This window comes from Alcaligenes sp. (genome assembly GCF_050255915.1).
GTDB classification, from domain to species: Bacteria; Pseudomonadota; Gammaproteobacteria; order Burkholderiales; family Burkholderiaceae_B; genus Alcaligenes; species Alcaligenes aquatilis.
The window spans coordinates 147,503-167,549 of sequence record NZ_JBFWIQ010000003.1 but is presented as its reverse complement, the minus strand read 5'-3'; the positions used below and the strand labels follow the sequence as shown (position 1 = coordinate 167,549).

17 protein-coding genes and 1 tRNA gene are annotated in these 20,047 nt (G+C 55.2%); 4 read left to right on the top strand and 14 right to left on the bottom strand.

Annotated features, from left to right (window positions below):
- Positions 1 to 213: 213 nt before the first annotated feature.
- From AB7E06_RS04860 to AB7E06_RS04810, 11 genes are all read right to left on the bottom strand, one after another.
- The gene (locus AB7E06_RS04860; protein WP_094196855.1) at positions 214 to 783 is read right to left on the bottom strand and encodes a nitroreductase family protein; all 570 of its coding nucleotides are present in this window, start codon (positions 781 to 783) and stop codon (positions 214 to 216) included.
- Between the two features lie 50 nt (positions 784 to 833).
- Complete coding sequence (gene pdxJ / locus AB7E06_RS04855; protein ID WP_094196856.1) at positions 834 to 1,571, bottom strand: pyridoxine 5'-phosphate synthase; 738 nt, start codon at positions 1,569 to 1,571, stop codon at positions 834 to 836.
- 55 nt (positions 1,572 to 1,626) lie between these two features.
- The gene (locus AB7E06_RS04850; protein WP_094196857.1) at positions 1,627 to 3,090 is read right to left on the bottom strand and encodes an efflux transporter outer membrane subunit; all 1,464 of its coding nucleotides are present in this window, start codon (positions 3,088 to 3,090) and stop codon (positions 1,627 to 1,629) included.
- Complete coding sequence (locus AB7E06_RS04845; protein WP_094196858.1) at positions 3,090 to 6,284, bottom strand: efflux RND transporter permease subunit; 3,195 nt, start codon at positions 6,282 to 6,284, stop codon at positions 3,090 to 3,092. Before AB7E06_RS04845 ends, AB7E06_RS04850 begins: the two co-directional genes overlap by 1 nt.
- Before the next feature lie 5 nt (positions 6,285 to 6,289).
- On the bottom strand, positions 6,290 to 7,531 hold the full coding sequence (locus AB7E06_RS04840; protein WP_094196859.1) for an efflux RND transporter periplasmic adaptor subunit: 1,242 nt from the start codon (positions 7,529 to 7,531) through the stop codon (positions 6,290 to 6,292).
- A 307-nt stretch (positions 7,532 to 7,838) separates the two neighbouring features.
- Positions 7,839 to 8,633 carry an ABC transporter ATP-binding protein gene (locus AB7E06_RS04835; RefSeq protein ID WP_094196860.1) on the bottom strand — a complete coding sequence of 265 codons (795 nt, stop codon included), beginning with the start codon at positions 8,631 to 8,633 and terminating at the stop codon, positions 7,839 to 7,841.
- The gene (locus tag AB7E06_RS04830; protein ID WP_094196861.1) at positions 8,633 to 9,529 is read right to left on the bottom strand and encodes an ABC transporter permease; all 897 of its coding nucleotides are present in this window, start codon (positions 9,527 to 9,529) and stop codon (positions 8,633 to 8,635) included. The genes AB7E06_RS04835 and AB7E06_RS04830 overlap by 1 nt, the downstream gene beginning before the upstream one ends.
- A gap of 79 nt (positions 9,530 to 9,608) precedes the next feature.
- Entirely contained in the window at positions 9,609 to 10,577 is a 969-nt protein-coding gene (locus tag AB7E06_RS04825; protein ID WP_094196862.1) for an ABC transporter substrate-binding protein, read from the bottom strand.
- 97 nt (positions 10,578 to 10,674) lie between these two features.
- Entirely contained in the window at positions 10,675 to 11,436 is a 762-nt protein-coding gene (locus AB7E06_RS04820) for a spermidine synthase (RefSeq protein ID WP_094196863.1), read from the bottom strand.
- A 182-nt stretch (positions 11,437 to 11,618) separates the two neighbouring features.
- Positions 11,619 to 12,791, bottom strand: coding sequence for a beta-ketothiolase BktB (gene bktB / locus AB7E06_RS04815; RefSeq protein WP_108727548.1), 1,173 nt, complete (start codon positions 12,789 to 12,791; stop codon positions 11,619 to 11,621).
- A 248-nt stretch (positions 12,792 to 13,039) separates the two neighbouring features.
- Positions 13,040 to 14,221 (bottom strand): acetyl-CoA C-acyltransferase family protein, encoded by a 1,182-nt coding sequence (locus AB7E06_RS04810; RefSeq protein WP_094196865.1) that lies wholly within the window; start codon positions 14,219 to 14,221, stop codon positions 13,040 to 13,042.
- Between the two features lie 192 nt (positions 14,222 to 14,413).
- Here AB7E06_RS04810 and AB7E06_RS04805 point away from each other — a divergent pair, with 192 nt between their 5' ends.
- Positions 14,414 to 14,875, top strand: coding sequence for a universal stress protein (locus tag AB7E06_RS04805; RefSeq protein WP_009457090.1), 462 nt, complete (start codon positions 14,414 to 14,416; stop codon positions 14,873 to 14,875).
- A 61-nt stretch (positions 14,876 to 14,936) separates the two neighbouring features.
- Complete coding sequence (locus AB7E06_RS04800) at positions 14,937 to 15,722, top strand: isocitrate lyase/PEP mutase family protein (RefSeq protein ID WP_427955440.1); 786 nt, start codon at positions 14,937 to 14,939, stop codon at positions 15,720 to 15,722.
- Positions 15,723 to 15,791: 69 nt separating this feature from the next.
- On the opposite strand, the gene AB7E06_RS04795 is transcribed toward AB7E06_RS04800, so the two are convergent.
- A complete protein-coding gene (locus AB7E06_RS04795; protein WP_159063934.1) occupies positions 15,792 to 15,932 on the bottom strand; it encodes a hypothetical protein in 141 nt (46 codons plus the stop codon).
- Positions 15,933 to 16,062: 130 nt separating this feature from the next.
- The gene (locus AB7E06_RS04790) at positions 16,063 to 16,224 is read right to left on the bottom strand and encodes a hypothetical protein (RefSeq protein WP_159086123.1); all 162 of its coding nucleotides are present in this window, start codon (positions 16,222 to 16,224) and stop codon (positions 16,063 to 16,065) included.
- Here AB7E06_RS04790 and AB7E06_RS04785 point away from each other — a divergent pair.
- Positions 16,219 to 17,112, top strand: coding sequence for a LysR family transcriptional regulator (locus AB7E06_RS04785; RefSeq protein WP_125276758.1), 894 nt, complete (start codon positions 16,219 to 16,221; stop codon positions 17,110 to 17,112). The genes AB7E06_RS04790 and AB7E06_RS04785 overlap by 6 nt on opposite strands.
- A gap of 190 nt (positions 17,113 to 17,302) precedes the next feature.
- Here AB7E06_RS04785 and AB7E06_RS04780 read toward each other — a convergent pair whose 3' ends face one another.
- Positions 17,303 to 19,570 carry an arginine/lysine/ornithine decarboxylase gene (locus AB7E06_RS04780; RefSeq protein WP_094196868.1) on the bottom strand — a complete coding sequence of 756 codons (2,268 nt, stop codon included), beginning with the start codon at positions 19,568 to 19,570 and terminating at the stop codon, positions 17,303 to 17,305.
- Positions 19,571 to 19,735: 165 nt separating this feature from the next.
- Between AB7E06_RS04780 and AB7E06_RS04775 the strand changes: the two genes are divergently transcribed.
- Positions 19,736 to 19,809, top strand: a tRNA-Cys gene (locus AB7E06_RS04775).
- The last annotated feature ends 238 nt before the right edge of the window (positions 19,810 to 20,047 follow it).

Here is a 20,047-nt window from a genome sequence, read left to right as displayed (position 1 = left end):
GTTAATATTCCGTTTAACGGAATGTTATTCTAATGTATGGAATAATAATAAAAGCGGGACTAGGTTCATGCCTATCAGTACAAACCCTAGAGCACAAAAAAAGCCTGAATCCAGAAAGGATTCAGGCTTTTTAAAACATTCCACAGCAATCACCCTCCAGGGTGATACCCGGTAACCGGCACTATCTTAAAACCGGTTCTTCATCAGCTTGACTCAAGCAGCTTGCCACTCAGTCAGGAACTGTTGAGGTTCAGGGCGCTGCGCAGGGCCTAGTTTATGAATCGGTGTACCCACAGACACAAAGCCCAGGAACTGGTAATCCAGGGAATCAAAGCCCAAGGCTTCAGGGACCTCTTCACCGTAAGTGCCCAGACCAGTACTCCAGAAAGCACCAAAACCCAATTGATGCGCAGCATGCAGCATATTACTGACAGCCGCACCGGTAGCCAATACACGTTCCAGTTCAGGGATTTTTTCTTCACCGTGATCAATGTGGCTGGCCACGGCGATCAGCATAGGCACCTTGGCCAGCCAAGCGCGCACGCTGGCGGCTTTCTGTTCGGTCAAGGGATTACCGGCGCGTTCGTTGGCGGCAATAGCCAGCTCACCCAAAGCCTGCACGTTTTCACCGCGAATCAGGCAAAAGCGCCATGGCTGCAAACGGCCATGGTCAGGAGCGACCATGGCAGCGCGCAAAATCAGGTCCAGCTCTTGCTCGTTCGGGCCGGGGCCTTGCACCAGCTTGATGGAGCGACGGGACAATAAAGAATCAATAGTACTCATAGTGCTTCCAGAATCAGTTAAGCGTGCCCTGCCCTGATGGCAGGGCTCAGTCAGGCTTGAGCAGGGGCGAGCGCTTGCACCAGCAGGGCTTTCATGTCACGCACGGCTTTTTCCCAGCCGTCAAAGACAGCCTGGGCAACAATGGCATGACCAATATTGAGCTCCGTCAGTCCGGGCAAGGCGGCAATCGCTTGTACATTACCGTAATGCAGACCGTGACCCGCGTTCACACGCAGACCTTGGGACACACCTTGAGCAATGCCGGCACGGATACGTTCCAGTTCGCTGGCTGCCTGTTCGGGTGTTTGAGCATCCGCATAAGCGCCAGTGTGCAGTTCAATCACGGTAGCGCCGACGTCACTGGCAGCGCGAATTTGCGCCGGGTCGGCATCAATGAACAGCGAAACACGAATGCCGGCAGCTTGCAATTGCTGCACTGCGGCCCTGACCTGGTCCAGATGACCGACCACATCCAAACCACCTTCGGTTGTCAGTTCGGCACGGTGTTCGGGAACCAGGCAGACATCGTCCGGTTTGATACGGCACGCAATGTCCAGCATTTCGGTGGTGATGGCGCATTCCAGATTCATCCGGGTACGCAGTACGGGGCGCAGCGCCTCGACATCGGCATCCTGAATATGACGCCGGTCTTCACGTAGATGTAAGGTGATCAGGTCCGCTCCGGCTTCCTCTGCTCGCAAAGCGGCCTGAATTGGATCAGGGTATGTGGTCAGACGCTGCTGGCGCAGCGTCGCCACATGATCGATATTGACGCCCAGTTCTAACATTCCCCAAGGACCTCCGTAGTTTCAGGGATGAATGACTAGACGTATTATCGCCTGTTTATTCCGGTGCTGTCCCAGCGGCCTGAGTCTTTGTTTCAGGCTGGATGGTTTCGGCTGTCCAGCCGCCCCCCAAGGCCTTGTACAACTCGACCCGGTTCATCAAGGATGCCAAGCCAGTTTGAATATAAGCCTGACGCGTACCGTACAGGCTAACTTCCGCCGTTTGTACCTGCAGGAAGCTGTCTATACCCACTTCGTAACGCAGCTTGGCCAAACGCAAGCTTTCGCTGGCCGCCTGATCGACCTCTTGCAAGGCATCGATCTGCTGACCATAAGTGGCTTCGCCCGCCAGAGCATCAGCCACTTCACGGAAAGCTACCTGAATGGTTTTTTCGTACTGGCTGATCGCAATATCACGACGAGCCTCGGCCAAATCCAGATTGGCCCAAGTGCTGCCCGACAACAGCGGCATGGTAATTTGCGGCTGGAACTGCCAGTAACGGTTGCCCGAACTGAACAGACCGCCCAGCTCGGGGCTCATGAAGCCCAGCAGGCCGGTCAGGCTCAGACGCGGGAAAAAAGCAGCGCGCGCCGCACCGATGCTGTAGTTGGAGCCACGCAAAACGTGCTCGGCGGCCAGAATGTCGGGACGACGTTCCAGCAATTCTGCGGACAGGCCTACCGGCAAGCTAGGCATCAGCTGCGCACGGGTAAACGGCAAGCCAGCAGGCAGATCCTGGGGAATTTCACGTCCTAACAAGACCTGCAAGGCATTGAGCGCCCGCTGGCGATCACGTTCAACAGCCTGCATATCAGAACGCACGGTGTTGTATTGCACCTTGGCCTGATTCAGGTCCAGCGCAGACACGGTACCGGCATCATAAGAGGACTGCACCAGGCGCAATGTCTCTTGACGGCTACGCAGGGTGTTGCTCATCAGAGCATGCAATTCTTCTGCTGCACGTACCTTAAAGTAGGCTTCAGCAGTGCCCGCCACCAAAGCAATATGGGCGGTGCGCTGAGCCTGCTCGGTGGCAAAGTACTGTTCACGAGCAGCACGGGCCAAATCACGCACCCGGCCAAAGAAGTCCAGCTCGAAAGCAGTAATACCGACGCCGGCCTGATACGTACGAGACACGGGCGCCGAGCTTGGGCCAGCAGGACGCAACTCAGCCGGTGTATGAGTGGCCTGCTGGGCCGCCTGTACACCAATGCTGGGCAACTGATCACTGCGTGCCACACCATACTGCGCACGCGCTTCCTCAATACGCTGGGTGGCAATACGCAAGTCACGGTTGTTTTCCAGAGCCTGTTCGATCAGGGCATGCAGGCGCGCATCGGTAAAGAATTCGCGCCACCCCAGATCAGCGACCTGTGCCACATCCGCCTGGCCCTGCTGGGCCAGAGGAAATTGTGCAGGCACAGGGGAATCAGGACGCTCGTACTTCGGTGCCAAGGAGCAAGCCGACAAGGCAAACGCCACGGCCAGCACCAAGGGACTACGTAAAAACATACTAGACATCAGTGCTGTCCTCCTTGCGAACCGGCCGGTTGTGCAGCTTGCTTGGCCAGTTCTTCCTCGTGCAATTTGGCGGCTTCGCCAAACAAACGGGGTTTGGTTTTAAAGAGCTTGAGGATCACGACAAAGAAAGTCGGCACCATCAAGACCGCCAAAGGCGTAGCGGCCAACATACCGCCCAGCACGCCCAGACCCACGGCGTTCTGACTGGCCGCACCCGCACCGGTAGAGGTAGCCAGAGGCACCACACCCAGCACAAAGGCGAAGGAGGTCATCAAGATAGGACGGAAACGCAGACGGGCGGCTTCCAAAGTGGCATCGATCAAGGTGGCGCCACGGGCGTAAGCATCCTTGGCAAACTCCACAATCAGAATTGCGTTCTTGGCCGACAGACCGATCACCGTCACGATACCCACCTGGAAGTACACGTCGTTAGGCATACCCAGACCGGACACCAGCAAGACCGAACCGAGCATACCCAGTGGCACGGCCAGCATCACGGACAGCGGGATCGCCCAGCTTTCATACAAGGCAGCCAGCAGCATGAACACCACCAAAACAGCCAAGCCCATCAGGATACCCGACTGACCCGCCGCCTGACGCTCCTGGTAGGACAGGCCAGTCCAGTCCACACCAAAGCCGCTGGGCAATTGCTTCATCAGGTTTTCCATCTCGATCATGGCTTCACCCGAGGTGTAGCCTGGAGCGGGACCGCCACTGATACGAACAGACTCGTAGCTGTTGTAACGCACGATCTGTACCGGACCTTGTTCGGTCGTCTGGTTCACAAAGGCAGACAGCGGAACCATCTTGCCTTCCTTATTGCGAGCGTTCAGCTTGAGCACGTCCTCAATGGTCATGCGGTACGGCGCATCAGCTTGCACCCAGACACTTTGCACACGGCCCTGGTTGGTAAATTTACCCACGAAGGACGAACCCAAAGCGCCACTGATCAAGGCAGACGCTTCGCTAAAGTTCACTCCCAAGGCAGCAGCCTTGTCACGGTCAATTTCCAGACGAATCTGCTTGCCAGGCCCCAAGCCTGTGATACGCACGCTCTGTGGATCAAACACAGGGCTTTGCTTGGCCAGACCCAACAACTGATCGGCCGCAGCCATCAAGGCATCGTGACCCATGCCACCACGGTCTTCCAGACGCATATCGATACCCGAGGAGTTACCCAGAGCAGAAATAGCGGGTGGCACAATCGCGATCACCATGGAGTCAGGCAAACCGAACAACAACTGCCCCATGGCTTTGCCAGAGATGGCTTGAGCCGAGTTTTCCTCGCCTTTACGTTCGTTGAAGTCCTTCAAGGGCACAAAGGCAATCGCCGAGTTCAAACCACTACCATTAAAGCTGAAACCTTGAACGGCAATCACGTTTTCAACCTGAGGCTGCTCTTTGAAGTAATCCTCGACCTTGGTAATGGTTTCAATCGTACGGTTGGCAGTCGAACCGGCAGGCAGCTCGATATTGGCAATCACGTAACCCTGATCTTCCTCGGGCAAGAACGCGGTTGGCATGCGCATGTATAAAAAGCCCAGCACCAGCACCATGATCAGATAGATGAACATCATCCGACCGCCACGACGCAGGGTCTTGCCAATAAAGCTTTCGTAGCCGTTGGTGGTACGCGTAAAGACACGGTTGAACCAGCCAAAGAAGCCACGCTTGGTTTCGTGATGCCCCTTGGGGATCGGTTTCAACAACGTCGCGCACAGAGCAGGCGTAAAGGTCAGTGCCAGAAAGCCCGAGAAGGCAATCGACACGGCCATGGCCACCGAGAACTGACGGTAAATCACCCCCACCGAACCGGCCATGAATGCCAGCGGCAAGAACACGGCCGACAGCACCAGCGTAATACCCACAATCGCGCCACTAATTTGCGGCATGGCTTTCTTGGTGGCCTCTTTAGGCGAGAGCCCGTCTTCCACCATGATACGTTCGACGTTCTCCACCACCACGATCGCGTCGTCCACCAAAATACCAATGGCCAGCACCATCGCGAACATGGTCAGCACGTTCACGGACATGCCCAGCACCTGCATCACCGCGAAGGCCCCGAGAATCGCCACCGGCACCACCAGTGCAGGGATCAGGGTATAGCGCACGTTTTGCAGGAACACGTACATCACGATGAACACCAGCACCATGGCTTCCAGCAAGGTGTAAACCACCTGGGTGATGGATTTGTCCACGTAAGGTGAGGTGTCGTAAGGAATGTCGTAGCGAATGTTTTCTGGGAAGAACTCGGCCAACTTCTCCATTTCGACTTTAATCGCCGCCGCGGTATCCAGCGCGTTCGCTTCAGGCAATAAGGAGATTGCAAAGGCCGCTGTCGGCTTGCTGTTCAGACGGGCACCAAACTGGTAGTTGTCCGCCCCCACTTCCACTCGAGCCACGTCCTTGATACGCACGGTCGAACCATCGGCCTGCGAGCGCAGAATGATGTTTTCAAACTCTTCCACGGTTGCCAACTGACCGTTAACCGTAATCGGCGCAGCCACGCGTTGACTGTCCTGATTCGGTGGGCCACCCAGAATACCGGCAGACACCAGCATGTTTTGCTGACGAATGGCGTTGGTCACGTCTGCCGGGCTCATCTGGTAACCGACCAGCTTGGCAGGATCCAGCCACACACGCATGGCACGACCGGACGCAAACAACTGGAAGCGAGCCACACCAGGGACACGGGAAATCGTGTTCTTAATATTACGTTCGATGTAATCGGCCAGAGCCGTCTGGTCCAGGCTGCCATCCGTGGAGGACAAGGTCACCACTTGCAGAAAGCCTGTACTGGACTGCTCAACGTGCAGGCCCTGCTCCATCACCGCTGTCGGCAAGGACGCGGTAATGTTGCTGACCCGGTTCTGGACGTCCACCTGAGCCATGTCAGGATTGGTACCAGGACGGAACGTGGCGGTGATTTCGGTCGAACCGTAGGAATCACTGACGGACTCGTAGTACAGCAGACCCTTGGCACCGTTCAGTTGATCTTCGATCACACTGGCTACCGTGCTGGCAACGTCTTCCGCCGTTGCACCGGGGTAGGTCGCCCGGATGGTGACCGAAGGGGGTGCCACATCGGGATACTGCGCTACGGGCATATTGGGCAAGGCCAATAAGCCAAATAGCGTGATCGCCAAGGCAACGACCCATGCAAAAATGGGCCTTTCAATAAAAAACTGAGGCATGTCGCTTACTCGCTAGACTTGGCTTCGTTTGGCTCAGCCGCAGCGGCCGGTTCCTGTGCGGGGGCCGCATCAGGAGCAGGCGCAGCGGCGGATTTGTTGCCCTGCTTCCAAGGCATCGTCTGGACAGGTGCACCGGGTCGAATCTTCTGGAAGCCTTCGACAATGATCTGGTCTCCAGCTTGCAGGCCATTCTCCACGACATACTGACCATCGCTTTCAGGTCCCAATACAACCGGTACGGACTGGGCTTTCTCTTCACGAACCACGTAAATATTAGAGGCCCCATCCGAGGTGTACTGAACCGCCTGGGCGGGCACCAACAAGGCATCGGGAATCACGCCTTGTTCCAGACGAACGCGCACGTACATACCGGGCAAGAGGATCTCGTCAGGGTTCGGGAACACGGCACGCAAGGTCACTTGCGAAGTAGAAGGATCCACGCTGACACCGCTAAACAGCAGCACACCGTCCTGATCGTACAAAGAGCCATCTTCCAGCACAGCCTTGGCTTTGGCCTGGGCCTCACCCGCTGACTTCAAGGTGCCATCGGCCATGGCGCGACGCAGTTGAGTCAGCTCTGCCGTCGAACGGGTCACATCAATATAGACACGATCCAGTTGCTGTACGGTTGCCATGTGCGTGGCGTTGGCGGCCGAGACCAGCGCACCTTCGGTTACGAAGGATTTGCCAATACGACCTGACACCGGCGACACAATCTTGGTGTAGCCCAAATCAATATTGGCGCTCTCTAACGTGGCTTGCGCAGCAGCAATCGCCGCATCCGCCTGCATCGCACGGGCCTTGGCATTATCGTAATCCTGACGCGAAACCGCATTTTCCTTGATCAAACGCTCATAGCGCTGGGCCAATTGCTTGGCACTTTGCGCTTCCGCCTGCGCATTTTTCAACTGGGCGGCGGCCTGATTGCGAACAGCTCGGTAAGGAGCAGGATCAATGGTAAACAAGAGCTGATCTTGTTTGACATCAGCGCCCTGTTCAAAGTTGATTTCTTCCACGATTCCCGACACACGGGCGCGGATTTGTGCATCTTTGATGGCTTCGACTCGTCCAGGCAGCTCGGAGAACAACTCGGTAGAGGTCGGTTGGACGGTAATCACACTGACCGGGACCTTCATCCCGCCGGCCGGAGCTTGAGGCTCTTTGTTGCCGCAAGCGGCCAGAAGAACCAAGGAAGAGAAGGCAGCAATACGGAAAGTCTGCCGACCCAACAAGCTTTGAAATGACATGAAGAACTCCTGAGCTAAGCGTTGCATGGGAGTTTAACGCTTAAACTGACTGGATTGTATGGTTTGGACAAGCAGCAAGTATATGTCGAAAAAGCCCAAATCAAACAGGAAAATTTGCGATGAGACGCATTCCGATCTTGCAATCGTTTGGCGACTACGATTAGCCAGCTCCCCCCTTACACTTGCCCCGTCGTCCGCCTACGCCAAAAGAACACGTATTATCATATGCCTAGGGATTTTTTAATATAAAAAAACCGCGTTTACCCCCTAGAGTTGACGCGGTTTTCCAGATTCGGAATAGTGCTTTCTAGCCTAGCAATAAACTATCATCGGCTAGTGTTTCACCCCGCACCTTCTCAAACATCTCCAGCAAATCACGCACATCCAGGCCTTGGCGCTGCTCACCGCTGACATCCAGCACCACCTTGCCTTGATGCAACATCACCGTGCGGTCGCCCACATCCAGAGCCTGACGCATACTGTGCGTGACCATCATGGTGGTCAGGCCACCTTCGCGCACAATACGGTTGGTCAGTTGCAACACGAAGTCTGCCGTACGTGGATCCAAGGCGGCAGTATGTTCATCCAGCAACAATATCTTGGAAGGACGCAACGCGGCCATCAACAAGCTGACCGCCTGACGTTGACCACCAGACAGCAAACCGATACGGTCTGTCAGACGGTTTTCCAGACCCAGGCCCAAGGTTTCCAGGCGCTCTGCAAACTCAGCACGCATGGAGTGACGCACAGCACGGCTCAACCCGCGGCGACTGCCACGACACGTCGCCAGTGCCATATTTTCTTCAATGGTCAGGTCCTCACAGGTACCAGCCATCGGATCCTGAAACACACGGGCAACCCAGTTGGCACGTTCCCAGACCGGGCGACGAGTCACGTCCACGTTGTCGATCATGATTTGACCATCATCGACAGACTGGTCGCCCGAGATCGCATTCAGAAAAGTAGACTTGCCTGCGCCGTTCGAGCCGATCACGGTCACAAACTGCCCTTCAGGAATGGTCAGGGACAAGCCGCGCAAGGCGCGGGTTTCAATAGGCGTGCCTGGGTTAAAGGTCAGGCACAGTTTTTTTGCTTCTAACATTACTGAGCCCCCTTCTGTTTACGAGCACGCTTTTTCTTGAGCAATGGAATCACCAGCGCCACGGTTACCAACAGGGCGGTGACCAGATTCAAGTCCTGCGCTTTCAAGCCGATCACATCGGCATTCAGGGCCAAAGCAATAAAGAAGCGGTACAGAATCGCACCCAGCACCACGGCCAAGGTGGCGTAGAACAGTTTACGAGCAGGCAAAATGCTTTCACCCACAATCACGGCGGCCAGACCAATCACGATAGTCCCAATACCCATGGAAATATCCGCCCCACCCTGCGACTGAGCAAACAAGGCACCGGCCAAAGCGACCAGCGCATTGGAAATCGCCATCCCCAGCAAAAGCATATTGCCGGTTGCCACGCCTTGCGCACGAGCCATACGGGCATTGGCACCAGTGGCACGCATGGCCAGACCCGTTTGTGTACCGAAGAACCAATCCAGCGCCAGCTTGGCGATGATCACCAAACCAATCAACAGCAAAGGACGGGCAATATAGTCAGCGATGGCTTCGGGCTGCAGGATCGTAAAGACCGTCGGTTCCATGATCAAAGGAACATTGGGACGACCCATGATGCGCAGGTTAATGGAATACAAGGCGATCATCATCAGGATACTGGCCAGCAGATCCATGATTTTCAGGCGGACATTCAACCAGCCGGTAATGGTTCCGGCAATGGCGCCGGCAAACGTTGCCACCACGGTCGCCAGAAAAGGATCATTGCCCTGACTGATCAGGATGGCGGCAACCGCCCCACCCAAAGGAAAACTACCATCGACCGTCAGGTCAGGAAATCGCAAGATGCGAAAAGAAATCAGAACACCCAGAGCAACCAGTCCGAAAATCAGACCAATCTCCAGGGCCCCCCACATTGAATAAATAGACATATTGTTGGACGTCTAGGATACAAAAGAAACAGGCGGGCAGCTTGTGGCAACCCACCTGCAAGAAGCAGTCAGCTCAGGCTTATTCGACGATTTTTGTAGCGGACTTCACGAAGTCCTCGTTAAGCGAAACGCCTTGGCGCTTGGCAGCGCCCGGATTGACATACAGCTCCAGATTGCTGCTGGTCTCGGAAGCCATATCGCCGGGTTTTTCACCCTTCAGAATACGGATGACTTGTTGACCGGTTTGCAAGCCCAGGTTGTAGTAGTTCACGCCCAACGCCGCAATCGCGCCACGGGCCACACTGTCGGTGTCAGAGGCAATCAGGGGTACTTTGGCATCGTTACCGACTTTGACCAAGGATTCGTATGCCGACACCACGTTGTTATCAGTATTGGTGTAGATCACATCGACCTTGCCCACCAGACTACGGGCAGCCGCACCCACGTCCACGGTACGAGGAGCCGTGGCTTCTACCAGCGTCATGCCATGCTTGGGCAACAGCTCTTTCATTTCCTTGACGACCACGGCCGAGTTGGCTTCACCGGGGTTGTACACCATACCCACACGCTTGGCATCGGGAACGATTTTCTTGATCAGATCCACCTGGGCTTCCAATGCCAGAGCGTCGGACACACCCGTCACGTTGGTGCCGGACGGCTCCATGCTGGGAACCAGATGCGCCACCACGGGATCGGTCACCGCCGAGTACACCACAGGAATGGTCTTGGTTGCTGATACGACAGCCTGAGCCGAAGGCGTGGAAATCGCCACAATCACGTCAGCCTTGTCGCCCACGAACTTGCGAGCAATTTGAGCAGCAATGGCAGGGTTGCCCTGCGCGGTCTGAAACTGCCATTTGAAGCCCGAGGCTTCGTTGTAACCGGCATCAGTCAGTGCTTTGTGTACCCCATCCTTAATGGCGTCCAAGGCCGGATGTTCCACAATCGACGATACCGATACAGATTGCGCATGAACTGCAGCGCCCGACATCAATCCCACACAAGCCAACGCGGCCGCCACCTGATGCACCGATCTGATCAGCTTCATCCAATTACTCCTTAGATGCAAAAACGAAAATTTTAGGTGTTAAGTCTAACGCGAACAGCAGGACTTTGCCCCTTGAGGTAATCCCTGCCCCAACACTTTACTGGTCTAGCATCTGTCGACGAAACGACAACAGTTCCCTGGCCCAACGCGTGGCCGGCAAGCCATAATCGGCCTGCACATGCTCGGCCCGATTGAGCAACTCTCCGGCCGTCATCTCCAGTGTGCTGCCCTTGAAGGCCAGAACCACTTGGTTGCCCTCGTCCATCTCGGGCAACAATAAGACTTTGCCATTGAAGGCTTCACGAATATTGTCGATATTGTGTTTGAAGCTGGGATGCGCACCAAAAAGATTGACGGTCATAATGCCCTCGTCATCCAGAATGGCACGACAATCCTGGTAAAACTCCAAACTGTCGCGCACCGGGCCTTCGGCATGGGCGTCGTATAAATCCACCATCAAGGCGCGATATTGGCCGTGCTGATCGCTGTCTTGCACCCAGACCCCGGCATCAGCCTGATCAATCAGGGAGCGTGGGCTACGTGGCAAACGGAAAAAGGCATGACACATCCCAATTACAGACGGGTTCCATTCCACCGTCTGAACCTGGCTGTCGGTCTGCTTCAGACAGAAGCGCAACAAGGATCCCGCCCCCAGGCCCAGAATGGCCAGCTTGTGTTCGGGCTTGGGGTCTGGCGTAAACAACAGCCAGGCCATCATTTGTTGTGTATAGGCCAAGACCAATTCAGCGGGCTTGCGAATGCGCATGGCACCTTGAATCCATTCCGTTCCAAAGTGCAGATAACGGATCCCCTCGCTTTCCGACAACGTAGGACTATCGTCCCCCTGCTCACCAGCCATGAAACTCTTCCTTGCAAATCAGTCAGGCACCCCGGTTCAGGCAGAAGCAACTTTCCCTCAGCAATCTGAACCTGGACATACCCTGCAGACAGAGAAAACAACGCCGGAAGGTGACATTGCGCCCCTTCCGGCGTTTTTTAGCAAGGCGCCATCATAACAGCGATCACTTGATGAGCAACGGCTCACTGGCGCTCGATAATTAGGGCCACTCCTTCGCTGCCGCCATGACACATGGTTACCAGCGCATACCGCCCCTGGATACGCTGCAACTCATGCAAAGCCTTGACCACGAGTGCCGCCCCTGTCGCCCCCAAAGGATGGCCCATACTAATGCTGCCGCCATTCGGATTGACACGTTCCGGATCAAAATCCAATTCTTTGGCAACGGCGCACACCTGTGCCGCAAACGCCTCATTGGACTCGATCACATCAATATCGGCCACTGTCAGCCCCGCTCGCTTAAGCGCCAAGCGAGTCGATGGCACCGGCCCCATTCCCGCAAGTTGTGGATCCACGCCCGCATGCGCCCATGAGCGCAGCTTGCCCATGGGTTTCAAGCCTTGACGACACGCCTGCCCCTCTTCCATCATCAGCACCACCGCCGCCGCGTCCGCTAAACCCAGAATGTTGCCAGCCGTCACCGTTCCCCCGTCGCTCTGGAAAATAGGCTTCAAGGCGGCAAGCTGCTCCAGGCTCCCATCATGCCGGACATGCTCATCTTGCTCGAAGACGGTCCCCTCGTGTGCCACCATCGGAACGATCTGCTCTTTAAAGTATCCGCTTTCAATGGCACGCGCCGCTCGACGATGCGACTCCAGGGCCAACTGATCCTGTTCACAACGAGACACACCGTACTTTCTGGCGACATTCTCCCCCGTCACCCCCACATGCTCCCGAGTCAAAGGGCTGATAAAAATTTCCGACAAAACATCCACCAAGGCCACATTACCCATGCGGCTCCCCCAACGCTGGGAGGTCGCCATATACGGTATTCGACTGGTGCTTTCAACACCGCCAGCCAAAGCCACCTGGGCCTCACCCAATACGATCGCTTGCGCTGCCGAAATAATGGCCTGCAAACCTGATGCACATAAACGATTCACGCTCATCGCAACAGCCTCATGAGCGACCCCCACCCTCATGGAGGCCGCCCGAGCCAAATAGATATCCTGGGGCTCGGTCAGCACCACCTGCCCCATCACCACCTGCTCCACCTCCGAGGCAGATATGCCGCTTCTGCCCAACACTTCCTGCATAACAGCAGCGCCCATCTCAACGGGGGGCACACTCCGTAACGAACCACCAAAGTTACCAAACGCGGTTCGACACGCCTGAACCAGGACGACTTCTTGCATACGAACCTCCTTTTATTCTGACTAGAGAAAAAAGTGGCTCCGTGTTCAGCCACACAAGCCACGTATAATTTTTAAAACAATTCGATGCAATTGGCCGGATGCTTAGGGGCCACTACAAAACAAATAATCAGGTCGGCGTTTTGTAAGATTTACTGTTATGTGCCGCAAAAAAAGCCGGCAAGTGGTTTAGTACCACTTCCGGCTTTCTTGCTCTCTAAACGAGGCCTAGAGAGGGACAATCAACAAGCTCAAGAGCGCTCGAAAATTGCCGCAATGCCTTGGCCGCCACCAATACACATGGTGACCAGCGCGTAACGACCCTGAACGCGCTGCAATTCATGCAAAGCCTTGACGGTAATGGCCGCGCCGGTCGCCCCAATAGGGTGGCCCAGGCTAATACCACTGCCGTTGGGATTGACGCGCGCCGGGTCCAAGCCCAACTCACGTACTACCGCGCAAGCCTGGGCAGCGAAAGCTTCGTTGGACTCGATCACATCCAGGTCCGACACGCTCAAACCGGCACGTTCCAACGCCACACGGGTTGCGGGCACAGGGCCAATGCCCATGATGCTGGGATCGACACCGGCATGGCCCCAAGACACGAGTTTGGCCAATGGCTTCAGACCACGTTGACGCGCCTCTTCGGCACACATCAACAAAACAGCGGCCGCACCGTCATTCAGACCGGAGGCATTGCCCGCCGTCACACTGCCACCGTCGGGCAGGAACACGGGCTTCAAACCGGTAAAGTTCTCCATCGTGGCATCCAGGCGTACGTGTTCGTCCTGATCAAACACGATCTCGCCCTTACGGCTTTTCTGGATGATGGGTACGATCTGCTCTTTAAAGTAGCCTTGTTCGATTGCGCGACGCGCACGCTGGTGCGATTCCAGTGCCAGCTCGTCCTGATCGGCACGGGTTACGCCGTATTGGCGAGCTACGTTTTCAGCCGTAATACCCATATGAACGCGATCAAAGGGATCCGTCAGCGCGCCGGTCATCATGTCCATCATGACCGAGTCGCCCATGCGAGCGCCCCAGCGATGTGCGCTGGACATATAAGGAGCACGGCTCATGCTTTCTGCACCACCTGCCAAGGCCACCTTGGCATCACCGAGCAAAATGCCCTGCGCGGCCGACACAATAGCCTGCAGGCCCGAGCCGCATAAACGGTTAACGTTCATGGCCGGTGTTCCATGCCCCACCCCAGCCTGCACCGAGGCCACACGCGACAAGTACATATCACGCGGCTCGGTCTGAATGACCTGCCCCATCACGACATGCTGGACGTCTGCCGCTGATACGCCACTTCTGTCCAGTACCGCGCGCAACACCGTGGCTCCCATCTCGATTGGCGACACATTCTTTAATCCACCACCAAAATCACCAATCGCGGTACGGCATGCCTGGACTACCACTACTTCTTTCATATGAATCTCCCTCAATCCCTTTGGGATATGATAACCAGCATAAAAAAGCCAAGCTGACAAAACGTCCACTCGAATATACACGGCTGCCATGGAAAACCGTAAAGCAGACACAAAGACCGTAATTCGCAGTATGGTTTGATACCTTACCCACAAGACACGTTCTTGATAACCCTTTTTATAGGATTCCCCCTCATGTACGAGCGTATCCTGGTATGTACCGACGGCTCAGAACTGTCCGCCCACGCCGTCACCCATGCACTGAATCTGGCCAAGACCAGCGGCGCCAAATTGCTGGCTCTGCGCGTCATTCCGCGCTATCGACAAAGCTATCTGGAAGGCGGCCCCATTATTGACCAGAAGCTGGATAGCCGTATCGAAGCCTCCTGGGTAGAGCACGCGCAATCCGAATTGGCTGCCGTCAAACAAGCCGGGAAAGATATTGGCGTTTCAGTCAAAGGCCTGGTGGTGAAATCAGAACTGGTGGCCGATGCCATTATTTCTACCGCTGAAAAACAAAAAGCCGACCTGATCGTCATGTCCTCGCATGGCCGCAAGGGCTACAAGCGTCTGCTCTTGGGCAGCGAAACACAGCATGTCCTGACCTACTCGGAAATCCCCGTCCTGGTTATCCGCAAGAAAGCCAAAAAAAAATAGAACGTGGCCAGGCATTAAAACGCAAACTTCGGTTTGCGTTTTTTGTTCTCAGGAGTTCGGCATGACAATCAGCACACAGGACAAACGCCGCCGTTTTCGAGCCTTGCATGAAAGCGGCTTACTGGTTTTGCCCAACCCTTGGGACATAGGGGGAGCCAAACGCTTGGAACGTTTGGGTGCTCAGGCGATTGCCAGCAGCAGCGCCGCTTTTGCCTGGTCAAACGGCCTGGAAGATTTTGAAGTGGGCCGCGATGCCCTGCTGGCACATTTGCGGCAACTGGCGGCCAGCACAAACCTGCCGCTCAATGCCGACTTTGAAAACGGTTTTGCCGATGAGCCGAAACAGGTCGCAGAAAACGTCCGTCTGGCCATTGATACCGGCATTGCAGGTTTGTCCATCGAAGATCGCCAAGGCAACGAGCTGTACGAACTGAATCTGGCCGTGGCCCGCATCCAGGCGGCCAAGCAAGCCATTTGCAGCAGTGGTGAGGACGTTCTACTAGTGGGACGCAGCGAAGGCATGCTGATTGGCGCGCTGGATCTGGAGCAAACCATAGCCCGGCTGCAAGCCTTTGCCCAGGCCGGTGCCGATGTGGTCTACGCCCCCGGTTTACGCGAGCTGGACGATATTGCCCACGTAGTTCAGGCACTGGCACCGACACCCGTGAATGTGCTGCTGATTCATCCGGGGCTGAACGTGCCTGATTTGGCAGCCATTGGCGTACGCCGTGTCAGCACCGGCTCACAACTGGCCTTGGCCACCTGGAATTGCTTTGAACAGGCCAGCCTACAGTTGCTGGAGCAAGGACATCTGCCCCCTACCCAGGCCCATCGCCGCTGGTCTTAGTGCCAAACCGGCAGGCATAAAAAAAGCGCAAGCACCATGGCTTGCGCTTTTTACACCTACAGTCAGAACTTAGTTGTCCTGAGCCTGGTCGCTGGACGCGTCCACCTTGGCTTCCTGATCGGTTTCTACAACTGCTTTCTTGGGAGCCACCCAATTCAGGGGCTCAACCTCAAAGGCCTGTTTACGACGTACTGGTTTCGATTTGCTCACGAATAACTCCTGCTCAATATCGCCAGGGGGCACTGCCCTTAGTGCCCCGATTTCTTTATTATATCAATGATTAGACCACAAATCAATTTTTTAATAATATGAGTGCATTATGGATGCAAATTAGGCGATGTTAGAACAAAATAAAGGCAATTAAAAACGGGGCTTTTTCATAGGCAATTCCAGTCAAAATAACTGGTCTGCAAACACCACTCCCCATCCCAACCCAAGGCCCCCAGTAAAAACTCACTTTTCGCGCATTTAAGTAAAACAATAAAGAGACAATGGCATGCATGATTTCCGCTCCATCGACAATCTGGATCGTTCCTTGCGATGCTTTTTACGCATCGCACAACTGGGTTCGGTCAGCAAAGCGGCTGATGATTTGGGACAAAGCCAATCCAGCCTGAGCAAACAATTAAACACATTGGAACAAAGCCTGGGACAGGTCCTGTTTACCCGCACCGGACGCGGAGTCAGCCTGAATGACGCAGGCGAGCTACTGCGCCAGGCCATTGAACCCGCTTACAGTCGTATTGACGGCGCCATCCATGCAATGCGCCAGGACCATGGCATCAATTCAGGCACAGTAAGGCTGGCCACTGTACACACATTGAGCTACTACTTCATGTCCGATGTGGCAGCTGCTTTCATGAGCTCACATCCGGCCGTGAATTTATCCTTATTGGGGCGCAGCTCGCCCGAAGTGGTGGCGTTGGTGGCAAACGGCAAGGCCGATGTCGGTTTTGTATACGACTCGGCAGTGGACTGTGGTGGCTTGGTCTCGCACACTTTATTTGACGACCAAATGTGCCGTATCTCCGCCAAACAGGAGCCATTTCCAAATGCAGACTTAAACCACCAGGCCTTGCGCCTGATCGGGTTTCCGCCTCACTACGCCCTGCGCCGAATGATTCATAGCAGCGGCTTGCACCCTGAATTTGTGGCGGAAGTCGAAACCATCGACGCCATGTTACGACTGGTCGCCTCAGGATTGGGAGACTGTATCTTGCCCAGTCGCATTCCCGACAGCCTGCTGCACGAGCACAATCTGCACAAATACCCAATCGAGCAACCGAGCCTGCACCGCCGGGTTGTCGCGATTTTGCGGGCAGACCGCGACCCACAAATCCTGACCTCGCGTTTGCTGGAATGTGCTTTGCGCACGGCCCAGAGTCTATAGCGAAACGCTGCAACAAGAACCTGTCACAAGAATTGGTCGCAGGCAAACCGCCCATAAAAACCGGGCCTGATCAAAGACGCTTCAAATCTGGATGTTTTCCAAAATCTTGAAGGTCCATCACCAGGCCCGCTTGCTTTACAGCCCTAGCCAAAGACCGATGCCCAGCCCCGGCCTTGGATAGAAAACTGTTTTACTGCGCCACGCAATCCACGTAGTAACGCTTCTGCCCCGAGGCATCGACCTCTTCCACAAAACCGTGGATATCCGTACCAAAGCCGGGACACTGGCGGTGCAGTTCACGCGAGAACTTCAGGAAATCCACAATCGTCTTGTTGAAAGCTTCACCCGGAATCAAGAGCGGAATACCCGGCGGGTAAGGAGTGATCAGGTTGGTCGTCACGCGACCTTCCAACTGATCAATCTCGACCCGTTCAGTACGACGCTGCGCAATGCAGGCAAAGGCATCAGCCGGACGCATGACAGGCACCACATCCGACAGATACATATCGGTCATCAGACGGGCAATGTCGTGCTTGGCGTACAACTGGTGCACGTGCTGACACAAATCGCGCAAGCCCATTTCTTCGTAGCAAGGATACTGACGCGCGAACTGAGGCAGAACACGCCAGACGGGCAAGTTACGGTCGTAATCGTCCTTGAACTGCTGCAAGGCTGTCACCAGGGAATTCCAACGGCCTTTGGTAATACCGATGGTGAACATGATAAAGAAGCTGTACAGGCCAATCTTCTCCACGATCACGCCACGCTGCGCCAGGAACTTGGTCACGATAGAGGCTGGAATACCGGTTTCACCAAACGTGCCCGTCAGATCCAGACCGGGGGTGACAATCGTCGCCTTGATCGGATCCAGCATATTGAAGCCATCAGCCAGCGGGCCAAAGCCGTGCCACTCACTGTGCTCAACATCATCCGTAATAATCCAGTCTTCGGGCTGCCCCACCCCGTCCTCGGCCAGGGTTGGCGGGCCCCATACCTTGAACCACCAGTCGTCCTCATCAAACTGCGACTCGACCTTGCGCATGGCGCGGCGAAAGTCCAACGCCTCAATAATGCTTTCTTCAACCAGCACACGTCCACCGGGCGGCTCCATCATGGCAGCGGCCACATCGCAGGACGCAATAATCGCATACTGCGGGCTGGTGCTGGTATGCATCAGATAGGCTTCATTAAACAAATGGCGATCCAAACTACGGGTTACCGAGTCCTGTGCCAATACATGGCTGGCTTGGCTCAAGCCGGCCAGCAGCTTGTGGGTGGACTGGGTGGAGAACACCATGGTTTCTTGTGGGCGCGGACGGTTCTTGCCCATGGCATGGAACTGACCGTAGAAAGGATGGAAAGCCGCATGCGGAATCCAGGCCTCGTCAAAGTGCAGCACTTCCACGTAACCGTCCACGGCATTCTTGATCTCCTGAGTGTCGTAAATAATGCCGTCGTAAGTGGACTGGGTCAGCGTCAACACGCGGGGTTTAACCGTGTCGGCATCCAGGTGCGAGAGCAAGGGGTGCTTGCGGATCTTCTCGCGAATGGTCTCGATATCAAATTCACTGCGTGCAATCGGGCCAATAATCCCGAAGTGGTTGCGCGTAGGACGCAGGAACACGGGAATGGCACCGGTCATCACGATGCTGTGCAGGATGGATTTGTGGCAATTGCGATCCACGACCACCACATCACCGGGAGCCACAGCGTGATGCCAGACAATCTTGTTGCTGGTGCTGGTGCCATTGGTGACGAAAAAGCAGTGATCCGCGTTGAAAATACGCGCGGCATTGCGTTCACTGGCACCAATGGCCCCGTTGTGGTCCAGCAATTGACCCAGCTCTTCGACGGCATTACACACGTCGGCACGCAGCATGTTCTCACCAAAGAACTGGTGAAAAATCTGCCCGACCGGGCTTTTCAGAAAGGCCACACCGCCGGAGTGACCGGGACAGTGCCAGGAATAGGAACCATCTTCGGCGTAGTCGAGCAAGGCTTTCAGAAACGGGGGCTTGACGCCTTCCACATAGCTGCGCGCTTCACGCACGATGTGGCGCGCCACAAACTCGGGCGTGTCCTCGAACATGTGAATGACGCCTTGCAGCTCGCGCAAGATATCGTTTGGCATATGACGAGCTGTTTTGGTCTCGCCATAGACATAAATGGGCACATCGGTATTGCGACGACGCACAGCCCGAATAAAGGCACGCAAATTGACCAGCGCCGGGGCGCTGTCTCCATCTTGCGTGAACTCCTCATCATCGATGGACAAAATAAACGCGCTGGCACGACTTTGCTGCTGGGCAAATTGACTCAAATCGCCATAACTGGTGGTTCCCAACACCTCGAAGCCTTCAGCCTCGATCGCATCTGCTAATACACGAATGCTCAGACCAGACGCATTTTCAGAACGAAAATCCTCATCGATAATCACAATGGGGAATTGATATTGCATGCCATGTCCTTAATACAAGGGAGCGCCGCAGGGGCGGCAAAAAAAGGGAGGGACGCCAGTCGCTTTCGTGCAGCAGATCGTACCGATTTTCACGTCCCGTCATTTGACACTTGCTTTTCCCTACGTCCTTGGGCATAATTCTACATGTCCCAGGACAAAACAAAAGGCGTGGTGACAGATTGGCTATGTGACGGACTGCAAATCCGTTCAGGTTGGTTCGATTCCAGCACACGCCTCCATCTTGCTTGCATTCAAGACAGACAAAACTGGCCTTCTTTCCGGTTTTGATCACACAGAAAAAGTCGCCATTACGGCGATTTTTTTATTCCCTTTTCCTGCACGGCAAATCCTTGCATCACGCGCTGCGGCCAAGCACTTCCATCGTTCTTGGCCCACCGTTCCAACTTGGCCTGCAATTTAACACAAGCAGGCGCGTGATCTACGCAAAAAACCCTCTTTTTAGTGCCCTAAAAACAT

What these genes read in the sequence shown, in the direction of transcription:
- pdxJ (WP_094196856.1), bottom strand. Translation starts at nt 1,571, where the DNA reads ATGTTAGAACTGGGCGTCAATATCGATCATGTGGCGACGCTGCGCCAG.
- AB7E06_RS04790 (WP_159086123.1), bottom strand. Translation starts at nt 16,224, where the DNA reads ATGCATGCCATTGTCTCTTTATTGTTTTACTTAAATGCGCGAAAAGTG.
- AB7E06_RS04780 (WP_094196868.1), bottom strand. Translation starts at nt 19,570, where the DNA reads ATGCAATATCAATTCCCCATTGTGATTATCGATGAGGATTTTCGTTCT.
- AB7E06_RS04860 (WP_094196855.1), bottom strand. Translation starts at nt 783, where the DNA reads ATGAGTACTATTGATTCTTTATTGTCCCGTCGCTCCATCAAGCTGGTG.
- AB7E06_RS04835 (WP_094196860.1), bottom strand. Translation starts at nt 8,633, where the DNA reads ATGTTAGAAGCAAAAAAACTGTGCCTGACCTTTAACCCAGGCACGCCT.
- AB7E06_RS04820 (WP_094196863.1), bottom strand. Translation starts at nt 11,436, where the DNA reads ATGGCTGGTGAGCAGGGGGACGATAGTCCTACGTTGTCGGAAAGCGAG.
- AB7E06_RS04825 (WP_094196862.1), bottom strand. Translation starts at nt 10,577, where the DNA reads ATGAAGCTGATCAGATCGGTGCATCAGGTGGCGGCCGCGTTGGCTTGT.
- AB7E06_RS04840 (WP_094196859.1), bottom strand. Translation starts at nt 7,531, where the DNA reads ATGTCATTTCAAAGCTTGTTGGGTCGGCAGACTTTCCGTATTGCTGCC.
- AB7E06_RS04785 (WP_125276758.1), top strand. Translation starts at nt 16,219, where the DNA reads ATGCATGATTTCCGCTCCATCGACAATCTGGATCGTTCCTTGCGATGC.
- AB7E06_RS04800 (WP_427955440.1), top strand. Translation starts at nt 14,937, where the DNA reads ATGACAATCAGCACACAGGACAAACGCCGCCGTTTTCGAGCCTTGCAT.
- AB7E06_RS04850 (WP_094196857.1), bottom strand. Translation starts at nt 3,090, where the DNA reads ATGTCTAGTATGTTTTTACGTAGTCCCTTGGTGCTGGCCGTGGCGTTT.
- AB7E06_RS04810 (WP_094196865.1), bottom strand. Translation starts at nt 14,221, where the DNA reads ATGAAAGAAGTAGTGGTAGTCCAGGCATGCCGTACCGCGATTGGTGAT.
- bktB (WP_108727548.1), bottom strand. Translation starts at nt 12,791, where the DNA reads ATGCAAGAAGTCGTCCTGGTTCAGGCGTGTCGAACCGCGTTTGGTAAC.
- AB7E06_RS04845 (WP_094196858.1), bottom strand. Translation starts at nt 6,284, where the DNA reads ATGCCTCAGTTTTTTATTGAAAGGCCCATTTTTGCATGGGTCGTTGCC.
- AB7E06_RS04805 (WP_009457090.1), top strand. Translation starts at nt 14,414, where the DNA reads ATGTACGAGCGTATCCTGGTATGTACCGACGGCTCAGAACTGTCCGCC.
- AB7E06_RS04830 (WP_094196861.1), bottom strand. Translation starts at nt 9,529, where the DNA reads ATGTCTATTTATTCAATGTGGGGGGCCCTGGAGATTGGTCTGATTTTC.